General features: G+C 67.0%; 21 protein-coding genes. 5 read left to right on the forward strand and 16 right to left on the reverse strand.

Annotated features, from left to right (window positions below):
- The first annotated feature begins 300 nt into the window (after positions 1-300).
- Both ASE52_RS16685 and ASE52_RS16690 read left to right on the forward strand, forming a co-directional pair.
- Positions 301-885, forward strand: coding sequence for an OsmC family protein (locus ASE52_RS16685; RefSeq protein ID WP_010464813.1), 585 nt, complete (start codon positions 301-303; stop codon positions 883-885).
- Positions 886-911: 26 nt separating this feature from the next.
- Positions 912-1724 carry a VOC family protein gene (locus ASE52_RS16690; protein WP_057227690.1) on the forward strand — a complete coding sequence of 271 codons (813 nt, stop codon included), beginning with the start codon at positions 912-914 and terminating at the stop codon, positions 1722-1724.
- Positions 1725-1834: 110 nt separating this feature from the next.
- Here ASE52_RS16690 and ASE52_RS16695 read toward each other — a convergent pair whose 3' ends face one another.
- The 14 genes from ASE52_RS16695 to ASE52_RS16760 all read right to left on the reverse strand — a co-directional run bounded on the left by ASE52_RS16695 (position 1835) and on the right by ASE52_RS16760 (position 16382).
- Positions 1835-3922: a family 2A encapsulin nanocompartment cargo protein cysteine desulfurase gene (locus tag ASE52_RS16695; protein WP_198928117.1), complete on the reverse strand. Its 2088-nt coding sequence runs from the start codon at positions 3920-3922 to the stop codon at positions 1835-1837.
- A gap of 6 nt (positions 3923-3928) precedes the next feature.
- Positions 3929-4861 carry a family 2A encapsulin nanocompartment shell protein gene (locus ASE52_RS16700; protein ID WP_057227692.1) on the reverse strand — a complete coding sequence of 311 codons (933 nt, stop codon included), beginning with the start codon at positions 4859-4861 and terminating at the stop codon, positions 3929-3931.
- A gap of 75 nt (positions 4862-4936) precedes the next feature.
- Entirely contained in the window at positions 4937-5206 is a 270-nt protein-coding gene (locus ASE52_RS16705; protein WP_057227694.1) for a helix-turn-helix transcriptional regulator, read from the reverse strand.
- On the reverse strand, positions 5203-6135 hold the full coding sequence (gene epsC, locus ASE52_RS16710; protein ID WP_057227696.1) for a serine O-acetyltransferase EpsC: 933 nt from the start codon (positions 6133-6135) through the stop codon (positions 5203-5205). The genes ASE52_RS16705 and epsC overlap by 4 nt, the downstream gene beginning before the upstream one ends.
- Before the next feature lie 63 nt (positions 6136-6198).
- On the reverse strand, positions 6199-6678 hold the full coding sequence (locus ASE52_RS16715; protein ID WP_057227697.1) for a rhodanese-like domain-containing protein: 480 nt from the start codon (positions 6676-6678) through the stop codon (positions 6199-6201).
- Between the two features lie 623 nt (positions 6679-7301).
- Positions 7302-8549, reverse strand: a complete 1248-nt coding sequence (locus ASE52_RS16720; protein ID WP_057227699.1) for a branched-chain amino acid ABC transporter substrate-binding protein — start codon at positions 8547-8549, stop codon at positions 7302-7304.
- A 60-nt stretch (positions 8550-8609) separates the two neighbouring features.
- The gene (locus ASE52_RS16725; protein ID WP_057227702.1) at positions 8610-10244 is read right to left on the reverse strand and encodes a long-chain-fatty-acid--CoA ligase; all 1635 of its coding nucleotides are present in this window, start codon (positions 10242-10244) and stop codon (positions 8610-8612) included.
- A 163-nt stretch (positions 10245-10407) separates the two neighbouring features.
- Positions 10408-11895 carry a 4-hydroxy-3-polyprenylbenzoate decarboxylase gene (ubiD, locus tag ASE52_RS16730; RefSeq protein WP_057227704.1) on the reverse strand — a complete coding sequence of 496 codons (1488 nt, stop codon included), beginning with the start codon at positions 11893-11895 and terminating at the stop codon, positions 10408-10410.
- A 66-nt stretch (positions 11896-11961) separates the two neighbouring features.
- Positions 11962-12558, reverse strand: coding sequence for a UbiX family flavin prenyltransferase (locus tag ASE52_RS16735; RefSeq protein ID WP_057227706.1), 597 nt, complete (start codon positions 12556-12558; stop codon positions 11962-11964).
- A complete protein-coding gene (locus tag ASE52_RS16740) occupies positions 12551-12964 on the reverse strand; it encodes a putative zinc-binding protein (RefSeq protein ID WP_057227708.1) in 414 nt (137 codons plus the stop codon). The genes ASE52_RS16735 and ASE52_RS16740 overlap by 8 nt, the downstream gene beginning before the upstream one ends.
- Before the next feature lie 2 nt (positions 12965-12966).
- A complete protein-coding gene (locus tag ASE52_RS16745) occupies positions 12967-13503 on the reverse strand; it encodes an SCP2 sterol-binding domain-containing protein (protein ID WP_057227710.1) in 537 nt (178 codons plus the stop codon).
- A 17-nt stretch (positions 13504-13520) separates the two neighbouring features.
- On the reverse strand, positions 13521-14141 hold the full coding sequence (locus tag ASE52_RS16750; protein WP_057227712.1) for a hemolysin III family protein: 621 nt from the start codon (positions 14139-14141) through the stop codon (positions 13521-13523).
- A gap of 18 nt (positions 14142-14159) precedes the next feature.
- Positions 14160-15122 (reverse strand): U32 family peptidase, encoded by a 963-nt coding sequence (locus ASE52_RS16755; RefSeq protein ID WP_057227715.1) that lies wholly within the window; start codon positions 15120-15122, stop codon positions 14160-14162.
- 216 nt (positions 15123-15338) lie between these two features.
- On the reverse strand, positions 15339-16382 hold the full coding sequence (locus tag ASE52_RS16760; RefSeq protein WP_057228510.1) for a peptidase U32 family protein: 1044 nt from the start codon (positions 16380-16382) through the stop codon (positions 15339-15341).
- 253 nt (positions 16383-16635) lie between these two features.
- Between ASE52_RS16760 and ASE52_RS16765 the strand changes: the two genes are divergently transcribed.
- A complete protein-coding gene (locus tag ASE52_RS16765) occupies positions 16636-17820 on the forward strand; it encodes an MFS transporter (protein WP_057227716.1) in 1185 nt (394 codons plus the stop codon).
- Here the strand turns inward: ASE52_RS16765 and ASE52_RS16770 are convergent.
- A complete protein-coding gene (locus ASE52_RS16770) occupies positions 17806-18732 on the reverse strand; it encodes a LysR family transcriptional regulator (RefSeq protein WP_057227718.1) in 927 nt (308 codons plus the stop codon). The two genes, ASE52_RS16765 and ASE52_RS16770, sit on opposite strands and share 15 nt — an antisense overlap.
- 206 nt (positions 18733-18938) lie before the next feature.
- On the opposite strand from ASE52_RS16770, the gene ASE52_RS16775 reads away from it, so the two are divergent.
- Together ASE52_RS16775 and ASE52_RS16780 are read left to right on the forward strand one after the other, a co-directional pair.
- The gene (locus tag ASE52_RS16775) at positions 18939-20261 is read left to right on the forward strand and encodes a M20/M25/M40 family metallo-hydrolase (RefSeq protein ID WP_241777057.1); all 1323 of its coding nucleotides are present in this window, start codon (positions 18939-18941) and stop codon (positions 20259-20261) included.
- A 205-nt stretch (positions 20262-20466) separates the two neighbouring features.
- On the forward strand, positions 20467-20949 hold the full coding sequence (locus ASE52_RS16780; RefSeq protein ID WP_057227719.1) for a YidB family protein: 483 nt from the start codon (positions 20467-20469) through the stop codon (positions 20947-20949).
- A gap of 3 nt (positions 20950-20952) precedes the next feature.
- Here the strand turns inward: ASE52_RS16780 and ASE52_RS26095 are convergent.
- Positions 20953-21209: hypothetical protein (locus ASE52_RS26095; protein WP_206743052.1), on the reverse strand; the 257-nt coding region annotated here is incomplete at its 5' end.

Raw genomic sequence — 21209 nt, forward strand, 5'->3', positions numbered from 1 at the left:
CGTACCTCGTCGCCGGACCGGCATTGACAGACCATGAAACACCGGCCCCACAGTGGGCCGATTCATGTGTATGCATGCTATCGACGCACCATCCAAACGTGCACCTATTACGTAGCATGCATATTCGGAAAACGACGAAGCAGGCCGCAGCACACAGCCCCGCCCGGCATATCTGAAACCCGCATATGCGAGCGCAGTTTTGTTTGTTTCCAGCGCGGGTGTGGCCCCGAACAATGCATGTGCGACGCCGCTTTACCCACGCCCGATGTCCGAGCGCGGAAGGCGTTGGAAAGAACATCCATGCCCCATTCGAATAGCCACCTCAACGACTACCTGGCTGAAAAGCGTGCCGCCGTGCTCGCGCGCAATGCCGCCATCGACGCAGGCACTGCACAACCGGCCGCCCTGCAGGCGCGCGTGAGCGCCGAGGGCCGCAGCGGCGTGCGCCGCATCCGCATCCGCGACCACCAGGTCATCAGCGACAGCCCGCCCGACTTCGCGGGCTACAACCTGGGCCCGAGTTCGCCCGAGTTGCAGCTGGGTGTTCTGGGCAGCTGCGTGACACACATCTTCCTGATCCAGGCGGCCTTGCGCCAGGTGCCTTTGACGAGCCTGGAGGTGGAGGTCAGCGGTGTGATCGACCCGCGCGGCGGCAAGCCTGGGCACGAGGCCACGCCCATCTGGCCGCACCACATTGCCTACACGGTGCACATCGACTCACCCGCCAGCCGGGCCGACATCGACGCGCTTTTTCAGGCGGTCGAGCAGACCTGCCCCATCCTCAACCTGCTGCGCAACCCGCAGCACATCCACGCCGAAGTGAAGCTGGTGAACTCCGTTGCCTCCGCACCCCTACGCGCCACCACAGAGGCCGTGGCGGCCTGAACTCGACGAAAGCAACAAGGAACCCCATGGCATTGACACTCGACCACATCGTGATCGCGGTGAAGGATCTGGAGCAGACCATCACCGACTACCGCGCCCTTGGCTTTAACGTGCTGCAGGGTGGCGAGCACCCGGGCCGGCCCACCTATAACGCGCTGGTCGTGTTGGCCGATGGCGCCTACTTTGAACTCATCGCCTGGCGTTCCCCTTCGCCCGGCGACCGCTGGTGGGAACTGCTGAACCAGCATGGGGACGGCATCGTGGACTTTGCGCTGCTGCCGCCTGGGACTGCGGCCACCGTGAGCAACGCACAGGCCCGGGGCCTGGCCTACAGCGGGCCGCACGACGGAGGCCGCCTGCGGCCCGATGGCGAGCGCCTGCAATGGCAAACAGCCCGCCCGCCGTCGGCCGATCTGCCGTTTCTGTGCGGAGACCTCACGCCTCGCGCGCTGCGTGTGCCCGAGGGTGACGCCCGCGTGCACCCCAACGGCGCACGCGGCGTGCTCAGCCTGTCGATTGCGGTGGAAGACCTTGATGCCAGCCTGGCCCACTACCGCGCCTTGCTGGGCGAGACACAGGCGGCACACATTGGCACGCCGTTGGTGTTGCCTGGAGCCGGCGCACGGGTGGCCACCATAGCCCTGGGAACCACCACGCTGGTGCTGACGCAGCCAACCCAAAGTGCTGCGCCGCACGCCGCCGGAGCGCAGCAGCTTGCCACGCGTGGCCCCGGGCCGTTTGCCGTGGTCCTGGGCGCCAGCTTGCCTGCAGCACAGACTGCCCCGGCATGGGGACTGGATCAGACCCACGGAGCAGCCATTGAGTTGGCGGTGGCCTGATAGCGGCTGATCCACACACTGCCGCCCCATAAAAAAGGGGAAGTGGGCACAACACCCACTTCCCCTTTTTTGATCGCCAACCGGCTGACAGTGCAGCCGGTGTGCGCTGGCTATCGCCGTTGCGCCGCCAGCCTGCGCACCACGGTCGTGAGGCAGTCGATTTCGTCAAACGTGTTGTAGAACGCCAGCGACGGCCGCACCGTGGTCTCCACGCCAAAGCGGCGCAGGATAGGCTGCGCGCAGTGGTGGCCCGTGCGCACCGCAATGCCCTCCTGGTTGAGCGCCTTGCCGACCTCTTCCGTGGTGTAGCCCGCGAGAACGAAGGACATCACGCTGGCCTTGTGCGCCGCCGTGCCGACCAGGCGCACACCCGGAATGGCGCCCAGCTGCTGCATGCCATACACCAGCAGGTCATGCTCGTACTGCGCAATGTTCTCGATGCCCACGCGGTTCACGTAGTCGATGGCGGCCCCCAGGCCCACGGCGTCGGCGATGTTGCCGGTGCCGGCCTCAAACTTGTTGGGGATGGGCTGGAACACCGTCTTCTCGAAGGTCACGTCGGCAATCATGTTGCCGCCGCCCTGCCAGGGTGGCATGTCTTCCAGCACCTCGCGCTTGCCCCAGACCACGCCAATGCCGGTGGGCCCGAACACCTTGTGGCCGGAGAACACGAAGAAGTCGGCACCGATGTCCTGCACGTCCACCCGCATGTGCGAGATGGACTGCGCGCCATCGACCAGCACCTTGGCCCCTGCGCGGTGCGCCAGGGCCACGATCTCCTTCACGGGCACCACCGTACCGAGCGCGTTCGACACTTGCGTGACGGACACGATCTTGGTGCGGTCGTTCAAGAGCTTCTGGTATTCATCCAGCAGCACCTGGCCCGAGTCGTCCACCGGGATCACGCGCAGCCTGGCGCCCTTGGCCGCCGCAAGCTGCTGCCAGGGCACGATGTTGGCGTGGTGCTCCAGGTGGCTGACGATGATCTCGTCGCCCTCGCCAATGTGTTGCGCGCCCCAGCTCTTGGCCACGAGGTTGATGGCCTCGGTGGTGCCGCGCACAAAAATCACCTCGTTCACATCGGGCGCGTTGATGAAGTTCTTCACGCGCTGGCGGGCGCCTTCGTAGGCGTCCGTGGCACGTGCAGCCAGCTCATGGGCGGCGCGGTGGATGTTCGAGTTTTCGTGCTCGTAAAAGTAGCTGATGCGGTCGATGACCGCCCGGGGCTTGTGCGTGGTGGCCGCGTTGTCGAACCACACCAGCTGCCGGCCATTCACGCGCTCGGAGAGCACGGGAAAGTCGCGGCGGATGGCATGCACGTCAAACGGCGGATGCTGCCCCTGCCCCGCCAGGGGCACCGTGGCGTGCGGCGCGGGCTTGGCCGGGGTGACATAGCCGCTGGGCAGCACCACCGCATCGGCAAAGTAGAACTGCGGTGCAGTGCCAGGAGACGTCTGCGCCAAAGGTGCGGACGAGGGCGCTGGTGTGCCGCGCAGGTCCACCCCTTGCAGGTTGGCAAACGGCTGGCGGGCCAGTTCGTCGCTGACGCGGGTGGGGCCCAGCGCATTGCCTGGTGTGCCGCTGTGGCCACCGGGCGATGGCTGTCCATGGGTGGGCGACAGGAAGTAGAACGGTAATGCGCTGGCCGCAGGGTGGCTGCCAGCAGATGCGCCGCTGGCACCCGCCGCCTCGGGCACACCCAGCAAACCACTGCCAAAGCGGGGCTCATAGCCCGGCACGGCAGTGACCACGGTGTCGGGCACGCCATTGGCGGCGGTGGCGTGGGGCAGCAGGGCAGGCGCCCTGTGCGCCAACGACAGTACAGGCGTGGGCGAGGCCGGCACCAGGTTGGCACCCGGCACTTGTCCTTGCGGAAACGGCGTACCTGGCACGCTGGGCCCCAAGCCCGCAGGGCTGGCCAGCGGCGAGCCCGCAGGCGCAATGTTGACGGGCACCTGCACACCGGCCGGGCCGGGCGATGCCTGGGCAAAGCTCGGGACCGTGGCCGGTGGTGTCGATGGCAACCCCAGCCCGGCCAGCGGACTTGCCGGGCCGGAAGGGTTGCCGGTGGGCAGCTGGGGCGTCTCGCCCGGCCGGGCCGAGAAGAACGCCGTGGCCATCTGTGCCAGCAGCGCCGGGCTGATCGGCGCCTCGGGCGCGTCGGGCACGCCCACAGAGGTGGAGGGAATGTTGCTCACCGCAGATTACTTGTAGGTGTCGGGGTAGTCGTGGTACTTGTTGACCTCGACGTCATCCAGCACCGCCAGCGCGTCGCTGGTCAATACCGCCAGCGAGCAGTACAACGAGATCAGGTACGACGCAATCGCATGGTTGTTGATGCCCATGAAACGCACCGACAGGCCCGGCCCCTGCTCGCCCGGCAGGCCCGGCTGGAACAGGCCCACCACGCCTTGGCGCTTGTCGCCCACGCGCAGCAACAGGATCTTGCTCTTGCCATCGGCCACGGGCACCTTGTCCGAAGGGATCAGCGGAATGCCGCGCCAAGTGATGAACTGCGAGCCAAACAGGCTCACGGTGGGCGGTGGCGTGCCACGGCGGGTGGCTTCGCGCCCGAACGCTGCAATGGCCAGCGGGTGCGCCAGGAAGAACGCTGGCTCCTTCCAGACCTTGGTCAGCAGTTCGTCCAGGTCGTCCGGCGTGGGGGCACCGGTGAGCGGGAAGATGCGCTGCTCGTCCGTCACCTGCGCCAGCAGGCCGTAGTCGGGGTTGTTGATGAGCTCGCTTTCCTGGTTTTCCTTGATCGTCTCGATCGTGAGGCGCAGCTGCTCCTTGATCTGGTCGTGCGGGCTGCTGTACAGGTCCGACACGCGGGTGTGCACGTCGAGCACGGTGCTCACGGCGTTGAGGAAATACTCGCGCGGGTTCTCTTCGTAGTCCACGAAGGTGCGCGGGAGCTGGTTCTCCGACTCCTTGGCGGTGCAGGCCACCTTGATGGCTTCGGGGTTCTTGACCTTGTTGAGGCGGTAGATGCCCGCTTCCACCGGCGTCCACTGCAGCAGGTGGGTCAGCCAGCGGGGGCTGATGGTCTCCAGTTGGGGGACGGTCTTGGTTGCATTGGCTAGTTGCCGTGCGGCGCTATCGCCGAGTGCGGTCGTGCCGCCCACTGTTGCCGACATAGTGAAACTCCCTGGGGTAAAAAAACAGTGATGAAGAATGGAACGCGCGGAGTGTCCCGTGGCGGGGCTGTGGGCTCAACAGGCTATAGCCGCCAATTGGATGCCGCGCACCAGATTGGCCTGCTGAACGGTCTCGCCCCGCACCACCAGGCCCGAAGCCGCCACGCCCAGCGCACCGGCCAGCTTCTCGACGGTGGCCAGCGAGGCAATCACGCTGCCGCGCTCGATCTCGCCCACATAGGAGCGGTTGAGGTCAGAGTGTTCGGCCAGGCGCTCCTGCGACCAGCCCCGGGCCTCGCGCGACTGGCGCACGGCAATGCCGAAACCTTGGACCAACGTGCTCATAGCGCAGCCCCCGCCAGCACGGAGGCAAAACGACCCGACTCCAGCGAGCTGGCCTGGGTGACATTGCCCCCAGCCGGCACGTCGTGCGTGAGCCAGACGTTGCCACCGATGACGGCGCCCCTGCCCAGCGTGACGCGGCCCAGAATGGTGGCGCCCGCATAGATGACCACGTCGTCTTCCACCACCGGGTGGCGTGGCAGACCCTTTTGCAGGTGACCTTCGGCATCGGTGGGAAAACGCTTGGCGCCCAGCGTGACAGCCTGGTAGACCCGCACGCGCTGGCCGATGACGGCGGTCTCTCCAATCACCACGCCCGTGCCATGGTCGATGAAAAAACCCGCGCCAATCTGTGCGCCTGGGTGGATGTCAATGCCGGTTTCGCTGTGCGCCAGCTCGGCCACGATGCGCGCCAGCAACGGCAAGCCCAGCTGGTACAGCCGATGTGCCAGGCGGTGGTGGATCATGGCCAGGATGCCGGGGTAGCACAGCAGCACCTCGTCCACGCTGCGCGCCGCCGGGTCGCCCTGGTAGGCCGCCAGCACATCGCTGTCGAGCAGGCGGCGGATGGCGGGCAGCGACTGCGCAAACGCCTGGGCCGACTGGCGCGCCTGCGCGTCCACATCCGCTCCGTCCAGGCCTTGTCGGCGGGCGCTGTAGCGCAGCTCCAGGCCCATCTGCACGTGCAACGTGTGCAAGGCGCTGTCCAGCGTGTGGGCCACGTAGAAGTCCTCGCTCTCCTGGCGCAGGTCGTAAGGGCCCAGCCGCATGGGAAAGAGCGCACCCTTGAGCTGGTGCACCACCTGCGCCAGTGCGTCGCGCGAGGGGAACTCGCGTTCGCCCGCATCCTGCACGCGGTTGTGCGCATCGCGCCACTCACGCCGGGCCGCGCTCAAGGATTGCGCGATCTGTTCAATGTCAAAAAGGGCCATGGGATTCCACACCGGTCGGGCCGGTCCATCCAAAATGCAAAGTTCGGGAGGTCAGCGCGCTGTTCAGTCCTGCACCCAGGGCAGCTGGTGAAAGCGCCAGCCATCGCCACCGCCCCGGTGCTGGTGGGCGTCGATCTCACCCTCGAACCCTTCGAGCACGTTGAACACATGGTGAAACCCTGCCGCCGCTGCCGCCTCAGCGGCCAGCACCGAGCGCTTGCCGCTGCGGCACAGCAGCAGCGCCACGGCGTCCTTGCCACCGTCCTTGGCCAGTCGGGCCTCCAGCTCGCGCACAAAACGCGGGTTGCGCGTGAGCGCCGTGCCCGTCGCCCAGGCCACATGCTGGCTGCCAGGCACATGGCCCACAAACTTGCGCTCTTCGGCCGAACGCACGTCCACGAGCACCGCCTGACCTGACCGCACCAGTTCCCACGCCACGGGCGGGCGCACGCCACCGGCGTAGCTCAGCCCCTGGGCAGCGGCATCTGCGCGGGCAGCCTCCAGGGCTTCGGGCAAGGTGATCTCAAGGGCTTCGGCGGACATGGACAGGGTCTCCTGGAACGTGGGGGAAAGCGGTTTTGGGTGGGGATAGCCACCAATCTATGCGGTGGCCCGCCAAAACCAAACGAATAAAAATCGTTTTCTTTACAACCAAATCATCTGAAGAGAGGCACTGAAAGCGAAAGAAGGAGGCACTGGCTTGCCGCGCGCCCCACGGAGGAAGGGCTCGCCTCTGCGAGGCTTGCGCCACCCGCGCGGAGCCAGGGGCAGGAAAGCGCCGCAGGCGGCACACGCCGATTCAGGGCTTGCGGCGCAGGAGGAGTCTTGGAGGTGCGGGGCGCCCGTCAGCGGGGGCTGCGGGCTTCATGCCCGGGCTGGCGCGTTGATGCGATCACGCACAGAGCCCCTGAGCGCGTGCCGTGTGCAAGCCACGCTCACGAGCGAGAAGGAGCGGGGCCGATGCCAGCCACGCCACTCAAAGAGTCACCGGCTTGCGCCAGCAGTCAAAAGTGGCTTGTGCCGATGGACGGCCGTTTGTCACTGCAGACCGATACCGCACTGACGGCAAGGCTCCGCAACCTGGCCTTGCGAAACGCGTTTTCGCCTGCAGCACCTACGCAAAGTGCGTAGCGTGCAGGCACGGAGATAGCAGGACGCCAGGGCGATCAGGAAGGCCGCTTCATCTGGCAGGACGTGGGCTGGGCGCTGATGTAGTTGTCCCAGGCCACTTCGGAGCGGAAGCCATAGCCGGTTTTCTCGGCGTCGTACTTCACGCCCTTGCTGCCCTGCTTGGCCCAGATGCCAAGGTACAGCGGGGCTTCAAGCTGGTGGTCGGTTTTGCGCATGCGCACCTCGCCCATGGGGCTCTTGTAGGTCATGCCTTCCAGGGCCAGGGCCACCTTCTTGGCGTCGGTGGACTGGGCCTTGCGCATGGCTTCGCGCAGCATGTGCACGCTGTTCCAGTGGGCGGCAAACACAAAGTCTTCACCGGTCTTCTTCTTGTAGTCCACGTAGATCTTTTCGAGCTCGGGGGTGGGGGCGTTATGCACCCAGTTCCAGATGACCCCGACCTTGCCTTCGCCCCAGGGCCCGATCTGCGCGGGCGTGCCGGGGTTGTTGGCATTGAGCGTGAAGTAGTTGATGTTCAGGCCATAGTCGCGCGAGGACTTGAACAGCAGTGTGAGGTCGCTGCCCCAGTTGGAGGTGATGACGGTGTCGGCCTTGGTGGCGGCAATCTTGGCCACGTACGAGGCGAAGTCACGCGTCTGGGCGATGGGGATGAAGTCATCGCCCACAACCTCGATGTCAGGCCGCTTGCGCGCCAGGTATTCCTTGGCGGCCTTGGAGACCTGGCGGCCGTGGGTGTAGTCCTGGTTGAGCAGGTACACGCGCTTCACGTCCTTGCGGCCTTGCAGGTAGGTGGTCAGCGCCTCCATTTTCATCTCGCTCGATGGATAGAAACGGAAGTGCCAAAAGCTACAGCGCTCGTTGGTGAGCTGCGGGTCCATGGCGGCGTAGTTCAGGTACACCGTCGCGCGCTCTGGGTCGCGCTCGGCGAGCTTGTTGAGCCCGTCCACCAGCGCCAGGGCCACCCCTGATCCGCCTCCCTGGGTGATGTAGCGCACACCTCGGTCGGTAGCGGCCTTGAGCGCGTTCAGGCTCTCTTGCGGCGTGCCCTTGTTGTCGAAGTCCATCACCTCGAACTTGGGCTCGTTGGGCCCGGCCTTGGCATTGACCTGCGCCACCACCTCGCGCAGCTGGTTGAGCGAGCTTTGGCCGGTGAGCGCGAACGGGCCGGACAGCAGATCGATGAAGCCGATCTTTACCGTCTCGGCCGCCCCGGCGTGCGCGGCCATCACCAGCGCTGTGGCGCATGCGCCGACCTGAAGCCATTTCCTGGGAACCAAATTCATGTCTGTCTCCGTGGGGTGGGTGAGTGGGAAAGAAAGGAAAGCCGTCAACGCGTGGTTGCGTCACTCGCCGCCGAACACCGCGCCATGGCGCTGCCGCAGCTCGTTTTTCTGGACCTTGCCGGTGCCGCCCAGCGGCAGGCTGTCCACAAACAGCACGTCGTCGGGCAGCCACCACTTGGCCACGCGCTCTGCGAGGAAGTCCAGGATCTGCGTCTTGTCGAGCGACTGGCCGGGCTTGCGCACGATGAAGAGCAGCGGGCGTTCGTCCCACTTGGGGTGCTTGACGCCAATGACGGCCGCCATGGCCACCGCCGGGTGGGCCACGGCGGCGTTCTCCAGGTCGATGGAGCTGATCCACTCGCCACCCGACTTGATCACGTCCTTGGTGCGGTCGCGGATCTGCACCACGCCCTGCGGGTTGATGGTGGCGATGTCGCCGGTGGGGAACCAGCCATCGGCCAGCGCCGAACGTTCGGCCTTGTGGTAGCGGTCCACGATCCACTGGCCGCGCACCATCAGCTCGCCCTGCGCCACGCCGTCGCGCGGCAGGTTCGCCCCCTGTTCATCCACCAGCTTGAGTTCGATGCCGAACACCGACTTGCCCTGCTTGGCGACCAGTGCATGGCGGTCCTCGGGCGGCAGCTCGGCATCGGCCGCGCCCAGCACGCTCATGGTGGCAATGGCCGTGGTCTCGGTCATGCCCCAGCCGTGGCGCACCTCCACGTCGTACACGTCGTTGAACTTGGCGATCAGCGCCTTGGGCATGGCCGAGCCGCCCACGCCCGTGCGGCGCATGGTGGTGAACCGCAGTTGGTGCTGCTCCACATGCTGGATCAGGCCCATCCAGATCGTGGGCACGCCCGCGCTGACGGTAACGCGCTCGGACTCCATCAGCTCGTACAGGCTGGCGGCGTCCAGGCGCGGGCCGGGCAACACCAGCTTGGCGCCGCCGATCAGGGCCGCATAGGGCAGGCACCAGGCGTTGATGTGGAACATGGGCACCACGGGCAGGATGGTCTCCCGCGCGCTGATGCTCAGCACGCCCGGCATGCAGGCCGACAAGGCACTGAGCACCAGCGCCCGGTGCGAATACAGCACGCCCTTGGGGTTGCCGGTGGTGCCCGACGTGTAGCACAGCGCTGCGCCGGTCTTTTCATCACATTCGGGCCACTCAAAGCGGTCATGCTGGCCGGCCACCAGTGTCTCGTAGGCCTCGACCCTGGACACCCCTTGCAGGTCGATGCTGCCCAGCATTTCGGCATCACACAGCGCCACCCAGTGCCGCACGCGGGGGCACGACGCCGCAATGGCGCGCACCAGCGGTGCAAAGGTGGTGTCAAACAGCACCACCTCGTCGTCGGCGTGGTTGACGATGTAGGCCAGCTGCTCGGGGTGCAGGCGTGGGTTGCAGGTGTGCATGACCATGCCGCTGCCGGACACGGCGTAGTACGCCTCCAGGTGGCGGTGGTTGTTCCAGGCCAGCGACCCCACCACGCCGCCAGGGCGCAGGCCCAGCGCCTGCAGTGCGTTGGCCAGCTGCCGGGCGCGCCGGGCCATGTCGGCAAAGCGGTAGCGGTGCAGGCTGCCATTGGTGTCGCGCGAGACGATCTGCTGGTCGCCGTACTGGTTCTCGCCGTGTTCGAGGATGGCCGAGACCAGTAATGGCCGGTCCATCATGCTGCCGGGCTGCTGCATTGCCGTTGTCTCCTTGGGATGTGCACCTTGCTGCATCGCGGCATCCGCAGGTGCCGGTGCAGAGCCCTCTTTATCGGGGCTGGCACATCGTCGCAAACAACACGGGGCGTGCTTGTCTTCTACGTGACTGGGGTGCGCAGCACCGCCTTGGTGCATGGAGGTGTCAAAGGCCCAGCGCTGTGAAAAGCGTGTCCATGCGCGCCTGCGCGGCGGCGTCCATGGCCATGGGGCGGCCCCACTCCCGCGGCGTCTCGCCCGGCCACTTATTCGTCGCATCCATCCCCATCTTGCTGCCCAGCCCGCTCACGGGCGAGGCGAAGTCCAGGTAGTCGATGGGCGTGTGCTCCACCAGCAGGGTGTCGCGCGCCGGGTCCATGCGGGTGGTAATGGCCCAGATCACGTCTTTCCAATCGCGCACGTCCACGTCGTCGTCCACCACCACGATAAATTTCGTATACATGAACTGGCGCAGGTGGCTCCACACGCCCATCATCACGCGCCGCGCGTGACCTGCGTAGGCCTTGCGGATGCTGACCACCGCCAGCCGATAGCTGCAGCCTTCGGGCGGCAGGTAGAAATCCACGATCTCGGGGAACTGCTTTTGCAAGAGCGGGATGAACAGCTCGTTCATCGCCAGGCCCAGCATGGCAGGCTCGTCGGGCGGCTTGCCGGTGTAGGTGCTGTGGTAGATCGCGTCCTTGCGCAGGGTGATGCGGTCCACGGTGAGCACGGGGAACTCGGCGCATTCGTTGTAGTAGCCGGTGTGGTCGCCATACGGCCCTTCCAGCGCATGCTGCCAGCCGCTCGGATGCTGAGCGTCGGGCTGGATATGGCCTTCGAGCACGATTTCGGCGGTGGCGGGCACCGAGAGGGGCACGCCCAGCGCGGGCGTCACCTCCGTGCGCGCGCCGCGCAGCAGGCCGGCGAACTGGTATTCGCTCAACGCATCGGGCACGGGCGTCACGGCGCCCAGCAGCGTGGCCGGGTCGGCCCCCAGCGCCACGGCCACGGGGTAGGGCTGGCCGGGGTGGGCGGCGCAGTGGTCGGCAAAGTCCAGCGCCCCGCCCCGGTGGGCCAGCCAGCGCACGATGAGCTGGTTGCGCGAGAGCACCTGCTGGCGGTAGATGCCCAGGTTCTGCCGGGCCTTGCGCGGCCCGCGCGTGATGGTCAGGCCCCAGGTGATGAGCGGTGCCACGTCGCCGGGCCAGCAGTGCTGCACGGGCAGGCGGGCCAGGTCGACATCGGGCCCTTCCCACACCTCCTGCTGGCAGGGGGCGTTGCGGCCTACGGTGTGGGGCGCCATGTTCCACAGGGTCTTGAGCAGCTGGCCCATGCCCAGCATGTCCTTGAAGCCTTTGGGGGCCTCGGGCTCCTTCAGCGTGGCGAGCAACTCGCCCAGAGCCCGCACACCGCGCAGGTCGGCCACGCCCATGGCGCGCGCCACGCGGTCTGTGGTGCCAAACAGGTTGGTGAGCACTGGCATGGTGTGGCCCGTGGGCTGCTCGAACAGCAGCGCTGGCCCTCCGGCGCCCAGTACACGGTCGCTCAGCGCGGTCATCTCCAGGTGGGGCGAAACCGGCTCCGCAACGCGGCGCAGGTCGCCCGTGGCTTCGAGCTGGGCCATGAAGTCGCGCAGGTCGCGGTAGGCCATATCAGTACTAATATTTGAACAAAATAGGTCGCTAGCGCTTATCCATCAAGCGCTAACAGCTATTAATTAGAGAGCATTCAATTCCAAGCCCACCCAGCGCGGCGCCAGGTCGTGCGGCACATCGATGAGGTCGAGCACGCGGGCCACGCTGTAATCCACCACCTCGCCCACGGTCTGCGGGCGCAGGTAGAAGGCGGGCAGCGGCGGGCAGACGATGCCGCCCATCTCGGTCACGGCCACCATGTTGCGCAGGTGCGTGAGGTGCAGGGGCGACTCGCGCACCATCAGCACCAGGCGGCGGCGCTCCTTGAGCGCCACATCGGCCGCGCGCGTGAGCAGGTTGTCGGCCAGCCCGTGCGCAATGGCGGCGAGTGTGCGCATGGAACACGGCGCGACCACCATGGCATGGCACTGGAACGAGCCACTCGCAATCGCCGCGCCCACGTTGGCCACGTCGTGCACGCGGTGCGCCAGCGCTTCCACCGCAGGGCGGTCCATGTCCAGCTCGTGCTGCAGGTTGCGCCAGCCGGCGTCGGAGACGACCAGGTGCGTCTCGATGCCGCTCTGGCCCTGCAGCACCTGCAGCAGGCGCGCGCCATACACGGCGCCGCTGGCGCCGGAGATGCCCACGATGATGCGGCGCAAGGTGCTGGGCTCAGCCATGGGAGGCCTCCACCACAGTGGGGCGCCGCAGGGGCTGGGCCTGCTGGTCGGCCTCCACCTGCTCCAGCACCAGCGCGGCCTGCACGGGGTCAAAGTCTTCGTGCGCGCGCTTCTTCACGCCGTACTGTTGCAGCTGGTAGTGCCGGTCAGCCGCAATGCCGTGGCGCGCCAGCGTGCTTTTCACGCAGACCAGAGGGCAGCCGTCGAGCGCGATGATGGGCCGACCCGAGCGCACGATCTTCATCAGGTGCGGCACATCGCCCCCCACGCCCGCAATGCACGACATCTCGGCCACGCCGTGCCGGTCGAGCTGCAGCGCCACGTGGTTGGCCAGCTGCGCTGCGCTGGAGCAGCCAGAGCAGGAATAGACCAAGGGGTGGTTCTGGGGATGGGTGTCGGTGGTCATGCTCACCCTCCGTTGCGTGGTGTCGGGTCCAGGCGGCGGCGCAGGTGGCCCAGCACCTGGCGCGGCGCCAACTTCTGCGCCCACTGGCGCGGGTCCAGCACCGGCAGCTCAATCGCGTCGAGTGCGTTCTTCACCACCAGGCCCAGCTCAGTGTCGCCCTCCATCGACAGGCGGCGACTGAAGAACAGCGTGTCCGGGTCCTGCTGGCGCTGGGCCAGCAGCAGGAAGTCGTGCGCCGTGGCGCTCAGCGTGACGTCGGCCACCGCCGGGGCCACCAGCGGGGCGTGGGGTGCAAAACGCTGGCCCGTCCAGGCAAAGTCGAAGGCCACGCGCGCATCGCGCACCTGCACCCGCATCTTCTTGTGGAGCAACAAGCGGCCCACATCACCGGGCAGGTGCCGCGCGAGCGCCAGGTTGAGCGCCGTCACCAGCAGCATCGAGCCGGGGTAGGCAGGCAGGCGCGACAGCAAAGCCCCCACGGGAGGCGGCACCAGCCGTGGGTTCGCGGCAGGCGTGGGCGAAGAAGGGAAAGCAGCCATAGGTAGAAGACGGGCCCTCAGGCCACGTAGAAAAACACGGTGAAAAAATGGCAGACACTGCCGCCCAGCACAAACAGGTGCCACAGCCCGTGGCCATGGCGCACGCGGTGGTCCAGCGCATAGAAGATGATGCCCAGTGTGTAGCAGGCCCCACCCGCCAGCAGCCCGCCAAAACCCCCGGGCGTGAGCGCGTGCCACAGCGGCACCACAGCCACCAGCGCCAGCCAGCCCATGAGCACGTAGATGACCAGCGACAACACGCGCGCGCCCCGTGCCCACCAGATCTCCTGCGCGATGCCCAGCAGGGCCAGGCCCCACACCACGCCCAGCAACGACCAGCCCCAGGGCCCGCGCAGCGACACCAGCGCAAACGGCGTGTAGCTGCCGGCGATCAGCAGGTAGATACTGCAGTGGTCCAGCTTTTGCAGCACGGCCTTGATGGCGCGCCGGCGCACGCTGTGGTACGCGGTGGACGCCGCGTACAGCGCCACCAGCATGGCGCCATAGATGCTGAACGCGACCACCTTCCACGGGTCACCCAGGCGCGCCGCCAGCGTGATGAGCACAGTCGCGCCCGCCGTGGCCAGCAGTGCGCCCACCAGGTGGCTGATGCTGTTGAAACGTTCGCCGGGGTACATGCGGTGATTCGCTTCGCGCTATGGATGCATCGCAGGCCGCGCGGCAGCACCACGCGCTGCCCCTTGCAGCCCCTGCTCCAGGCCTGGGCGCCCGAACCAGTAGCCGTTGCAGGGCAGATCGGGCATGAAGGGCTGCATGCGCTCCACAAAGTCGGGGGTCTTTTCAGCAGTCTCTTTCGCAGCCACGGCGCGGCGGGCTTCGTCAAACGCGGCGATCACCTGCGGCATGTGGTGCGCCTGCGGGCTCAACCGCACCACGTCCACACCCTGGGCGCGCATCGCGGCCAGTTCGTTGGCCAGGTTGTAAACACGGGCCGACTGGGTCTGCGTGCCGTTAAGCACCAGAAAACCCTCGCTCTCGCGCGTGCGCAGCGGCAGTCCGTCGGCATGGTCGAGGCAGCTGAACTGGCAGTCGTCCTTGGGCAGGTTGCGGTTGCGCGCGGTGAAGCAGCGTGCCGAATAGGCCAGTGGCATGCGCCCGTAGGCAAACACCTCGGTCTCGATGTCTGCGGGCCGCTGCGCCAGCACGGCAGCGAGCGCGTCCTGCGACATTTCAAGCGGCATCACCCAGCGGGTGGCACCCAGCTGCGCCATCCATTGCAGCGAGTGCGCGTTGTACAGGTTCAGGTGTGGTCCGGCCACAAAGGCCTGCGGCCCGGCGGGTGCACGCGCGAGGCAGCTCACCGCCCCCATGTCATTGGCCTCGACCAGAAATTCTCCGTTGCCTGTGATCTTGTGCATCACGCCCACGTCGGCGCTGGACTCGATGAGCACCTGGCTGGACAAGACCGCCTCCTTACCCGTGTCCCGCAGCATGCGCGCCAGCGCCAGCCAGTCGGCCAGGCGCAGCTCATGGCGGCGTGAGCACACCGTTTCGCCCAGGTACACCACATCCACGGGCGTGGCGGCCATGGCCTCGTAGAACGCGAACACAGTGTCGCGGGGCCAGTAGTACAGCAGCGGGCCGAGAGAGAGTTTCATGGGGCGATCTCAAAGGTTTTCATCGTGGTAACCAGGCGCCAAAGCGGCTCACTGAGTTCGAATCTGGCGCGGCCCAGGCCAGCGACCGCCGCGCAAGGGCCGCCAAGCCGCGTATGCGGCGCTTCGCTGGCGTGCGCTGACGGTGTCCCCCTTCCCGCATCGCGCAAGCGAGGCGAGAGAAGGGGGAAGGCGCGCAGCGCCTCAGGGGGTTGTTCGTCATTTCCAGGGGCGGTGGTAGGCCCCCAGGGTGTGCTGCTGGCCTTCTGCCACCTGGTCCAGGCTGGCCATCCAGCGCGTCTTGGGCGCGTAGCGGTGGGGGTGGGCCAGGCACTGGTCCATGGCCTCGCGCCAGACCTGGGTGACCTGCGCCACATACGCGGGGCTGCGCTGGCGGCCTTCGATCTTGATCGCGCGCACGCCCATCTTGAGCAGCTGGGGCAGCAGCTCCAGCGTGTTGAGGCTGGTGGGCTCTTCGACGGCGTAGTAGTTCTCGTCATCCCCCACGTCGAAGCGGCCCTTGCACAGCGTGGGGTAGCCCGCGTTTTCGCCGGGTGCATAGCGGTCGATGAGCACGCCGTTCAGGCGCGACTCGCGGCCTTGCGGCGTCTCCACCCAGCGCACGGCCTTCGGGGGTGAACACACGCCGTGCGTGTTGGGCGATTCGCCGGTCACATACGACGACAGCGCGCAGCGCCCCTCGACCATTACGCACAGACTGCCAAAACCGAACACCTCGATCTCGACTGGCGTGCGGTCGATGACCTGGCGCACCTGCTCCATCGACAGCACGCGCGGCAGCACGGCGCGCACGATGCCGAACTGCTCGCGGTAGAAATTGATGGCCTCGTAGTTGGTGGCCGAGCCCTGCACCGACAGGTGCAGCCGCAGCCGGGGGTGGCGCTGCACCGCGTATTGCATGAGGCCCGGGTCGGCCAGGATGACCGCGTCCACGCCCAGGTCGACCGCCTTGTCCAGTGCGCTGCGCCACGGCCCCGGGTTGGCGGCCTGCGGGTAGGTGTTGAGCGCCATGAAGACCTTGCAGCCGCGCGCGTGGGCATAGCCAATGCCCTGGGCGATGGCCGCTTCGTCAAAGTTGAGGCCCGCAAAATTGCGCGCGTTGGTGGCGTCGCGCAGGCCCAGGTAGACGCAGTTGGCGCCGTGGTCCACGGCCGCTTTCAGGGCGGGCAGGCTGCCCGCGGGGCAGACCAGTTCCAGGGCGGGCGAGGCGGGCTCCGGGGCCTCAGGCAGCGCAGCCTCCATCGATTTCAGGGGTTCCATCACAAGCATTCAAACGCTGGCCCCGGTGGGGAGCCACAGCACTGGGCGCCACCATACGGGGACCGCCCAACGCATCCGCTGATCTTCATCAACGGCGGTGCACAATGCTGGAGCAAAGCAGTCGGGTTTTGATGTGCCCCACCTTCCCGGCGCATCCCACTGCCGTCCAGCCTTGACTTGCATCTATGCTGCCGTCCCTTAACGCCCTTCTGCCCGCTCCAAGCGCTGCCCTGCCGTGAACAAGAACCTGTGGTTGCTGGCCCTGTGCCAAGGTCTTTTCCTGACCAACAACGTCGTCTTCATCGCCATCAACGGGCTGGTGGGCCTGCAGCTGGCGCCCTTTGGCTGGATGGCCACGCTGCCGGTGATGGGCTATGTGGTGGGCGGCGCGCTGTCCACGCCCCTGGTGGCCAGGACGCAGATGCGCTGGGGCCGCAAGGTGTCGTTCCAGATCGGGCTGGCCGTGGCCGTGGCATCGGCCGCACTGTGTGCCTGGGCGGCGTTCAGCGCCAGCTTCTGGCTGCTGTGCACGGCCACCCTGGTGGCAGGCTACTACAGCGCCAACGGCGGCCTGTACCGCTTTGCCGCCGCCGAACTGGCCAAGCCGGACTACCGCGAAAAGGCCGTCTCGCTGGTGCTTGCGGGCGGCCTGCTGGGCGCCGTGGCAGGTCCCAACCTGGCCAGCGCCACGCGCACGCTGTTCCCGGTGCCGTTTGCGGGCGCCTATATCGCGCTCATCGGTGTGGCGCTTCTGTCCATGCTGTGCATGACAGCCATCCGGTTCGAGGCGCAACCTGTGGTGCTCAACGCTGCGGGCCAACGCGAGCAAGGGCGCCCCCTTTCTGTACTGATGCGCCAGCCTGCCTTCATCGTGGCCATTGTGGGCGCCGCGCTGGGCTATGGCGTGATGAACCTGCTGATGGCGGCCACGCCGCTGGCCATGCAGGTGTGTGGCTTTGACTTCGACGCCTCGGCACTGGTGCTGGAGTGGCATGTGATCGGCATGTTCGCGCCCGGCTTTGTCACCGGCCACCTCATCAAGCGTTTTGGCGTGTTGCCCATCATGGGCACGGGGGTGTTGCTCAACTTCGCCTGCGTGGCCGTGGCGCTGATGGGGGTGGAGCTGCACCACTTCGGCATTGCGCTGTTCTTCCTGGGTGTGGGCTGGAACTTCCTGTTCACTGGCTCCACCACGCTGGCCATGACGGCCTACCGCCCCGAGGAGAAGGACCGCGCCCAGGCGGCCATCAACTTCTGCGTGTACGCCACGCTGGCGCTGAGTGCGTTCTCGTCGGGCGTGCTGGTCACCACGCAGGGCTGGACGCTGCTGAACGCCGGCTCGTTGGTGCCGATTGTGGTGACGGGGCTGGCACTGGCCTGGCTGGGCGTGCAGCGCAAGCGCGTTTCAACCAGCGCCTGAGGACACGGCAGCCGTGGTGCCTTCCGCCGCCACAGTCGTGCGCAGCCACTGTGCAAAGGCCGCCACCGCAGGGTCTTCCAGACGCCCCGGCGCCACGAAGAGGCTGTAGCCGCGCACGCCGCTGTCGTGGTGCGGATGGGCCAGCACCAGCTCGCCCGACTGCAGTTCGCGCTCGACAAAGTACCGGGGCACCAGGCCTAGCCCCAAGTCGGCGCGCACCGCCTCCACCAGCATCGAGAACAGGTCGAAACGGTGGCCACCCAACGTGTGGCCCGGAATGCGTGTGATGCCCGCACGGGCCAGCCAGTCGTCCCACGCCCCCAGGCGCGAGCTGAGCTGCAGCAGCGGCACGGCCCGGAAGTCGCCGCGCTCTGTCGCGCGGCGGTGGCGCGATTGCGGTGCACACACGGCCACGCAGACCTCGGGCATCAGGGACGCGGGCACCACCCCGGGCCAGGCCGCGTCGTCGTACTGCACGGCCACATCGAACGGAACCTCCGCCATGTAGATCTGCGTGGGGTACACCTGCAAATGCAGGCTGCATCCCTTCTGCTGCGCGAGGAAGGTGGGCAACCGGGGCAACAGCCAGCGCTCGGCAAACACGGGCACGCAGCCCACCAGCAGGCGCGCGCCATCGGGCCGCTGGGCCATGGCTTCGAGCGTGTGGTTCTGCAGCCGCAGCAGGTCGCCCACGACCTGCGCGTGGTAGCGGCGGCCCACGTCGGTGAGCGTGGAGCCGCGTGCGCCGCGCTGCACCAGTTGCAGGCCCAGCTGGCCCTCCAGCAGGCGCAGCTGCTGGCTCACGGCGCTGTGCGTGAGGCAGAGTTCTTCGGCGGCCTTGCTCACACCGTGGTGGCGCGCCACGGCATCAAAAACGAGCAGGGCGCGGGTGCTGGGGATGTGTCGGCGCATGTAAGAAAAACTGTCGGCTGGACAGATTAAAGCAGAGCCCGCGGGCGGGGTTCGGTCCAACAATTGCATGGCCCTGCGTACCGGCCCACGGCTCCATCCACGATGGCTGGACAGGCCGGTCACTCCTTCCGTTTGTGTTCGTGTTTCGCTGGATCACCATGACTCTCCTTCTCCATACCTTCCGTGCCACAGCCCTTGCTGGTGCCATGGCCCTCGCCTGCGCCGCCTTGCTGCCCTCTGCAGCCTATGCACAGTTCGGCGCCGTGGCGCCCACGCCCACCGCGCTGCGTCCCGCCGTGGACAAGGCCTACGGCCAGCTCATGGCTGCGCCCCAGATCCTGCAGCTGCTCGACGCCGTGAAGGCCGACCACGACCGCGCCACCGAAGACCTGCGCATGCTCACCGAGATCGAGGCCCCGCCGTTCAAGGAGCAAAAACGCGCCGAGGCGTTCCTCGCACGCCTGAAGACCCTGGGCTTGGCCAGCGCCGCCATCGACGCCGAAGGCAACGTGGTGGGCGTGCGCAAGGGCACGGGCAACGGCCCCAAGCTCGTGATTTCGGCCCACCTGGACACGGTGTTCCCGGCCGGCACCGACGTGAAGGTGAAGGAGCGCGACGGCAAGCTGCACGCGCCCGGCATCTCGGACAACACGCGCGGCCTGGCCGTGCTGTTGTCGTGGCTCAAGGTGCTGAACGACCAGAAGATCGCCACCGTGGGCGACCTGGTGTTTGTGGGCAATGTGGGCGAGGAAGAGCTGGGCAACCTGCGCGGCATGAAGCACCTGTTCAAGGAACACCTCGACATCGACGGTTTGGTGGCACTGGAGCCCGCGCCGGACGGCACGGTGCTGGTGCTGGGCACGGGCAGCCACCGCCATGAGGTCACGTTCAAGGGCCCGGGCGGCCACAGCTACGCCGCGTTTGGCGAGGTGCCCAGCGCCATCCACGGCATGGGCCGCGCCATTGCCAAGATCGCCGAGATCCGCACCCCCAAGAGCCCCAAGACCACCTTCACCGTGGGCACGGTGGGCGGCGGCACATCCGTCAACACCATCGCGCCCGATGCGCGCATGGCGGTGGACATCCGCTCCGACGAAACAGCCCCGATGCTGGCCACGGAAAAGCAGGTACTGGCCGCCGTGGACAGCGCGGTGACCGAAGAAAACGCGCGCTGGGGTGTGAACACCCTGAGCGCATCGACCAAACTTATCGGCGACCGGCCCGGTGGCCGTACGGCGGCGGATTCGGTCATTGTCGAAGCGGCCGTGCGCGCCAACACGGCGTTTGGCCGCAAGACTGTGCTGGGCGGCGCGAGCACCGATGCCAACGTGCCCATGTCGCTGGGCATCCCCGCCATCGTGATCGGGGGCGGTGGCAAGACGGGCGGGTTCCACGCGCTGTCCGAATGGATCGACCTGACGGACGCCTGGAAGGGCGCGCAGACCTCGCTGGTCACGGTGCTGGGGCTGGTGGGGGTGCAAGGCGTGAGCGCGCCGCTGCTGGACAAGCGCCCACCCCGCGCGCCCTAACGCAGTCGCCCTGCCACGCACCTGAACCAGGCGTCTCGTGGCATTCGGCATCCACTTGCCTATCGCCAAGGGGCCTGCGGTAGAAGAATTCACGATTGTTGACACAGCCGCCGGCCCCTGCCTGCGTACCATCGGCAGTTAGCAGACCGTGGTCACGGTCCGGCCGCTCTGCGGTTGTCTTTTATTCCTTCTGCAGGAGAACACCATGGGTTTGCTCGATTCCGTTCTGAGTGCCGTCATCAACAATGCATCGCAAGGCGGCAGCGGCGCCGCTGCGTCCGGTGGGGCCGGAGGTGGCTTGGGGGGGCTGATCAGCATGGCCGCGCAAAACCCGCAGCTGGTGCAGGCCGTGATGTCCCTGATCAGCAACGACGGCCCGGTGGGTGGCCTGCCGGGCCTGATGGCCAAGTTTCAGCAGGCGGGGCTGGGCAATGTGATTGCGTCCTGGCTCAGCGCGGGGCCCAACCAGGCGATCTCGGGCGAGCAGCTGTCCGATGTGCTGGGCAGCGGCCCGCTGTCGCAGATCGCGTCGCAACTGGGCGTAGGCCCCGGAGCCGCCGCAGGCCAGCTGGCCCAGGTGCTGCCGGGCCTGATCGACCAGCTCAGCCCACGCGGCGAGGCCCCGCAGGGCGGGTTTGGCACATCGAACGACCTGTTCGGAATGCTGGGCGGTTTGCTACAAAAATGATATCTACCAGCGCTTGATGGATAAGCGCTGGCGACCATTTTTATTTGAAATTCTGGGTGGCAGCGCTTGGAACGTGTTCACGATCTCGCAGGGGTCGCATTGGAGCGCAATCGGGATGAGTGGATGCTTCGGATGCGCCGCATGGACCCATGCCCATGCAAGCAGCCGGGGCGGCCAATCGCCCGATTTCGCTCCACCCCTTCGGGCAGCGGTCTTGGCGGGCGGTCTGCGGCGTTGCGGCGCTTGCCAATAGCCGAGCT

Source organism: Acidovorax sp. Root275 (assembly GCF_001428965.1).
GTDB lineage: Bacteria > Pseudomonadota > Gammaproteobacteria > Burkholderiales > Burkholderiaceae_C > Acidovorax > Acidovorax radicis.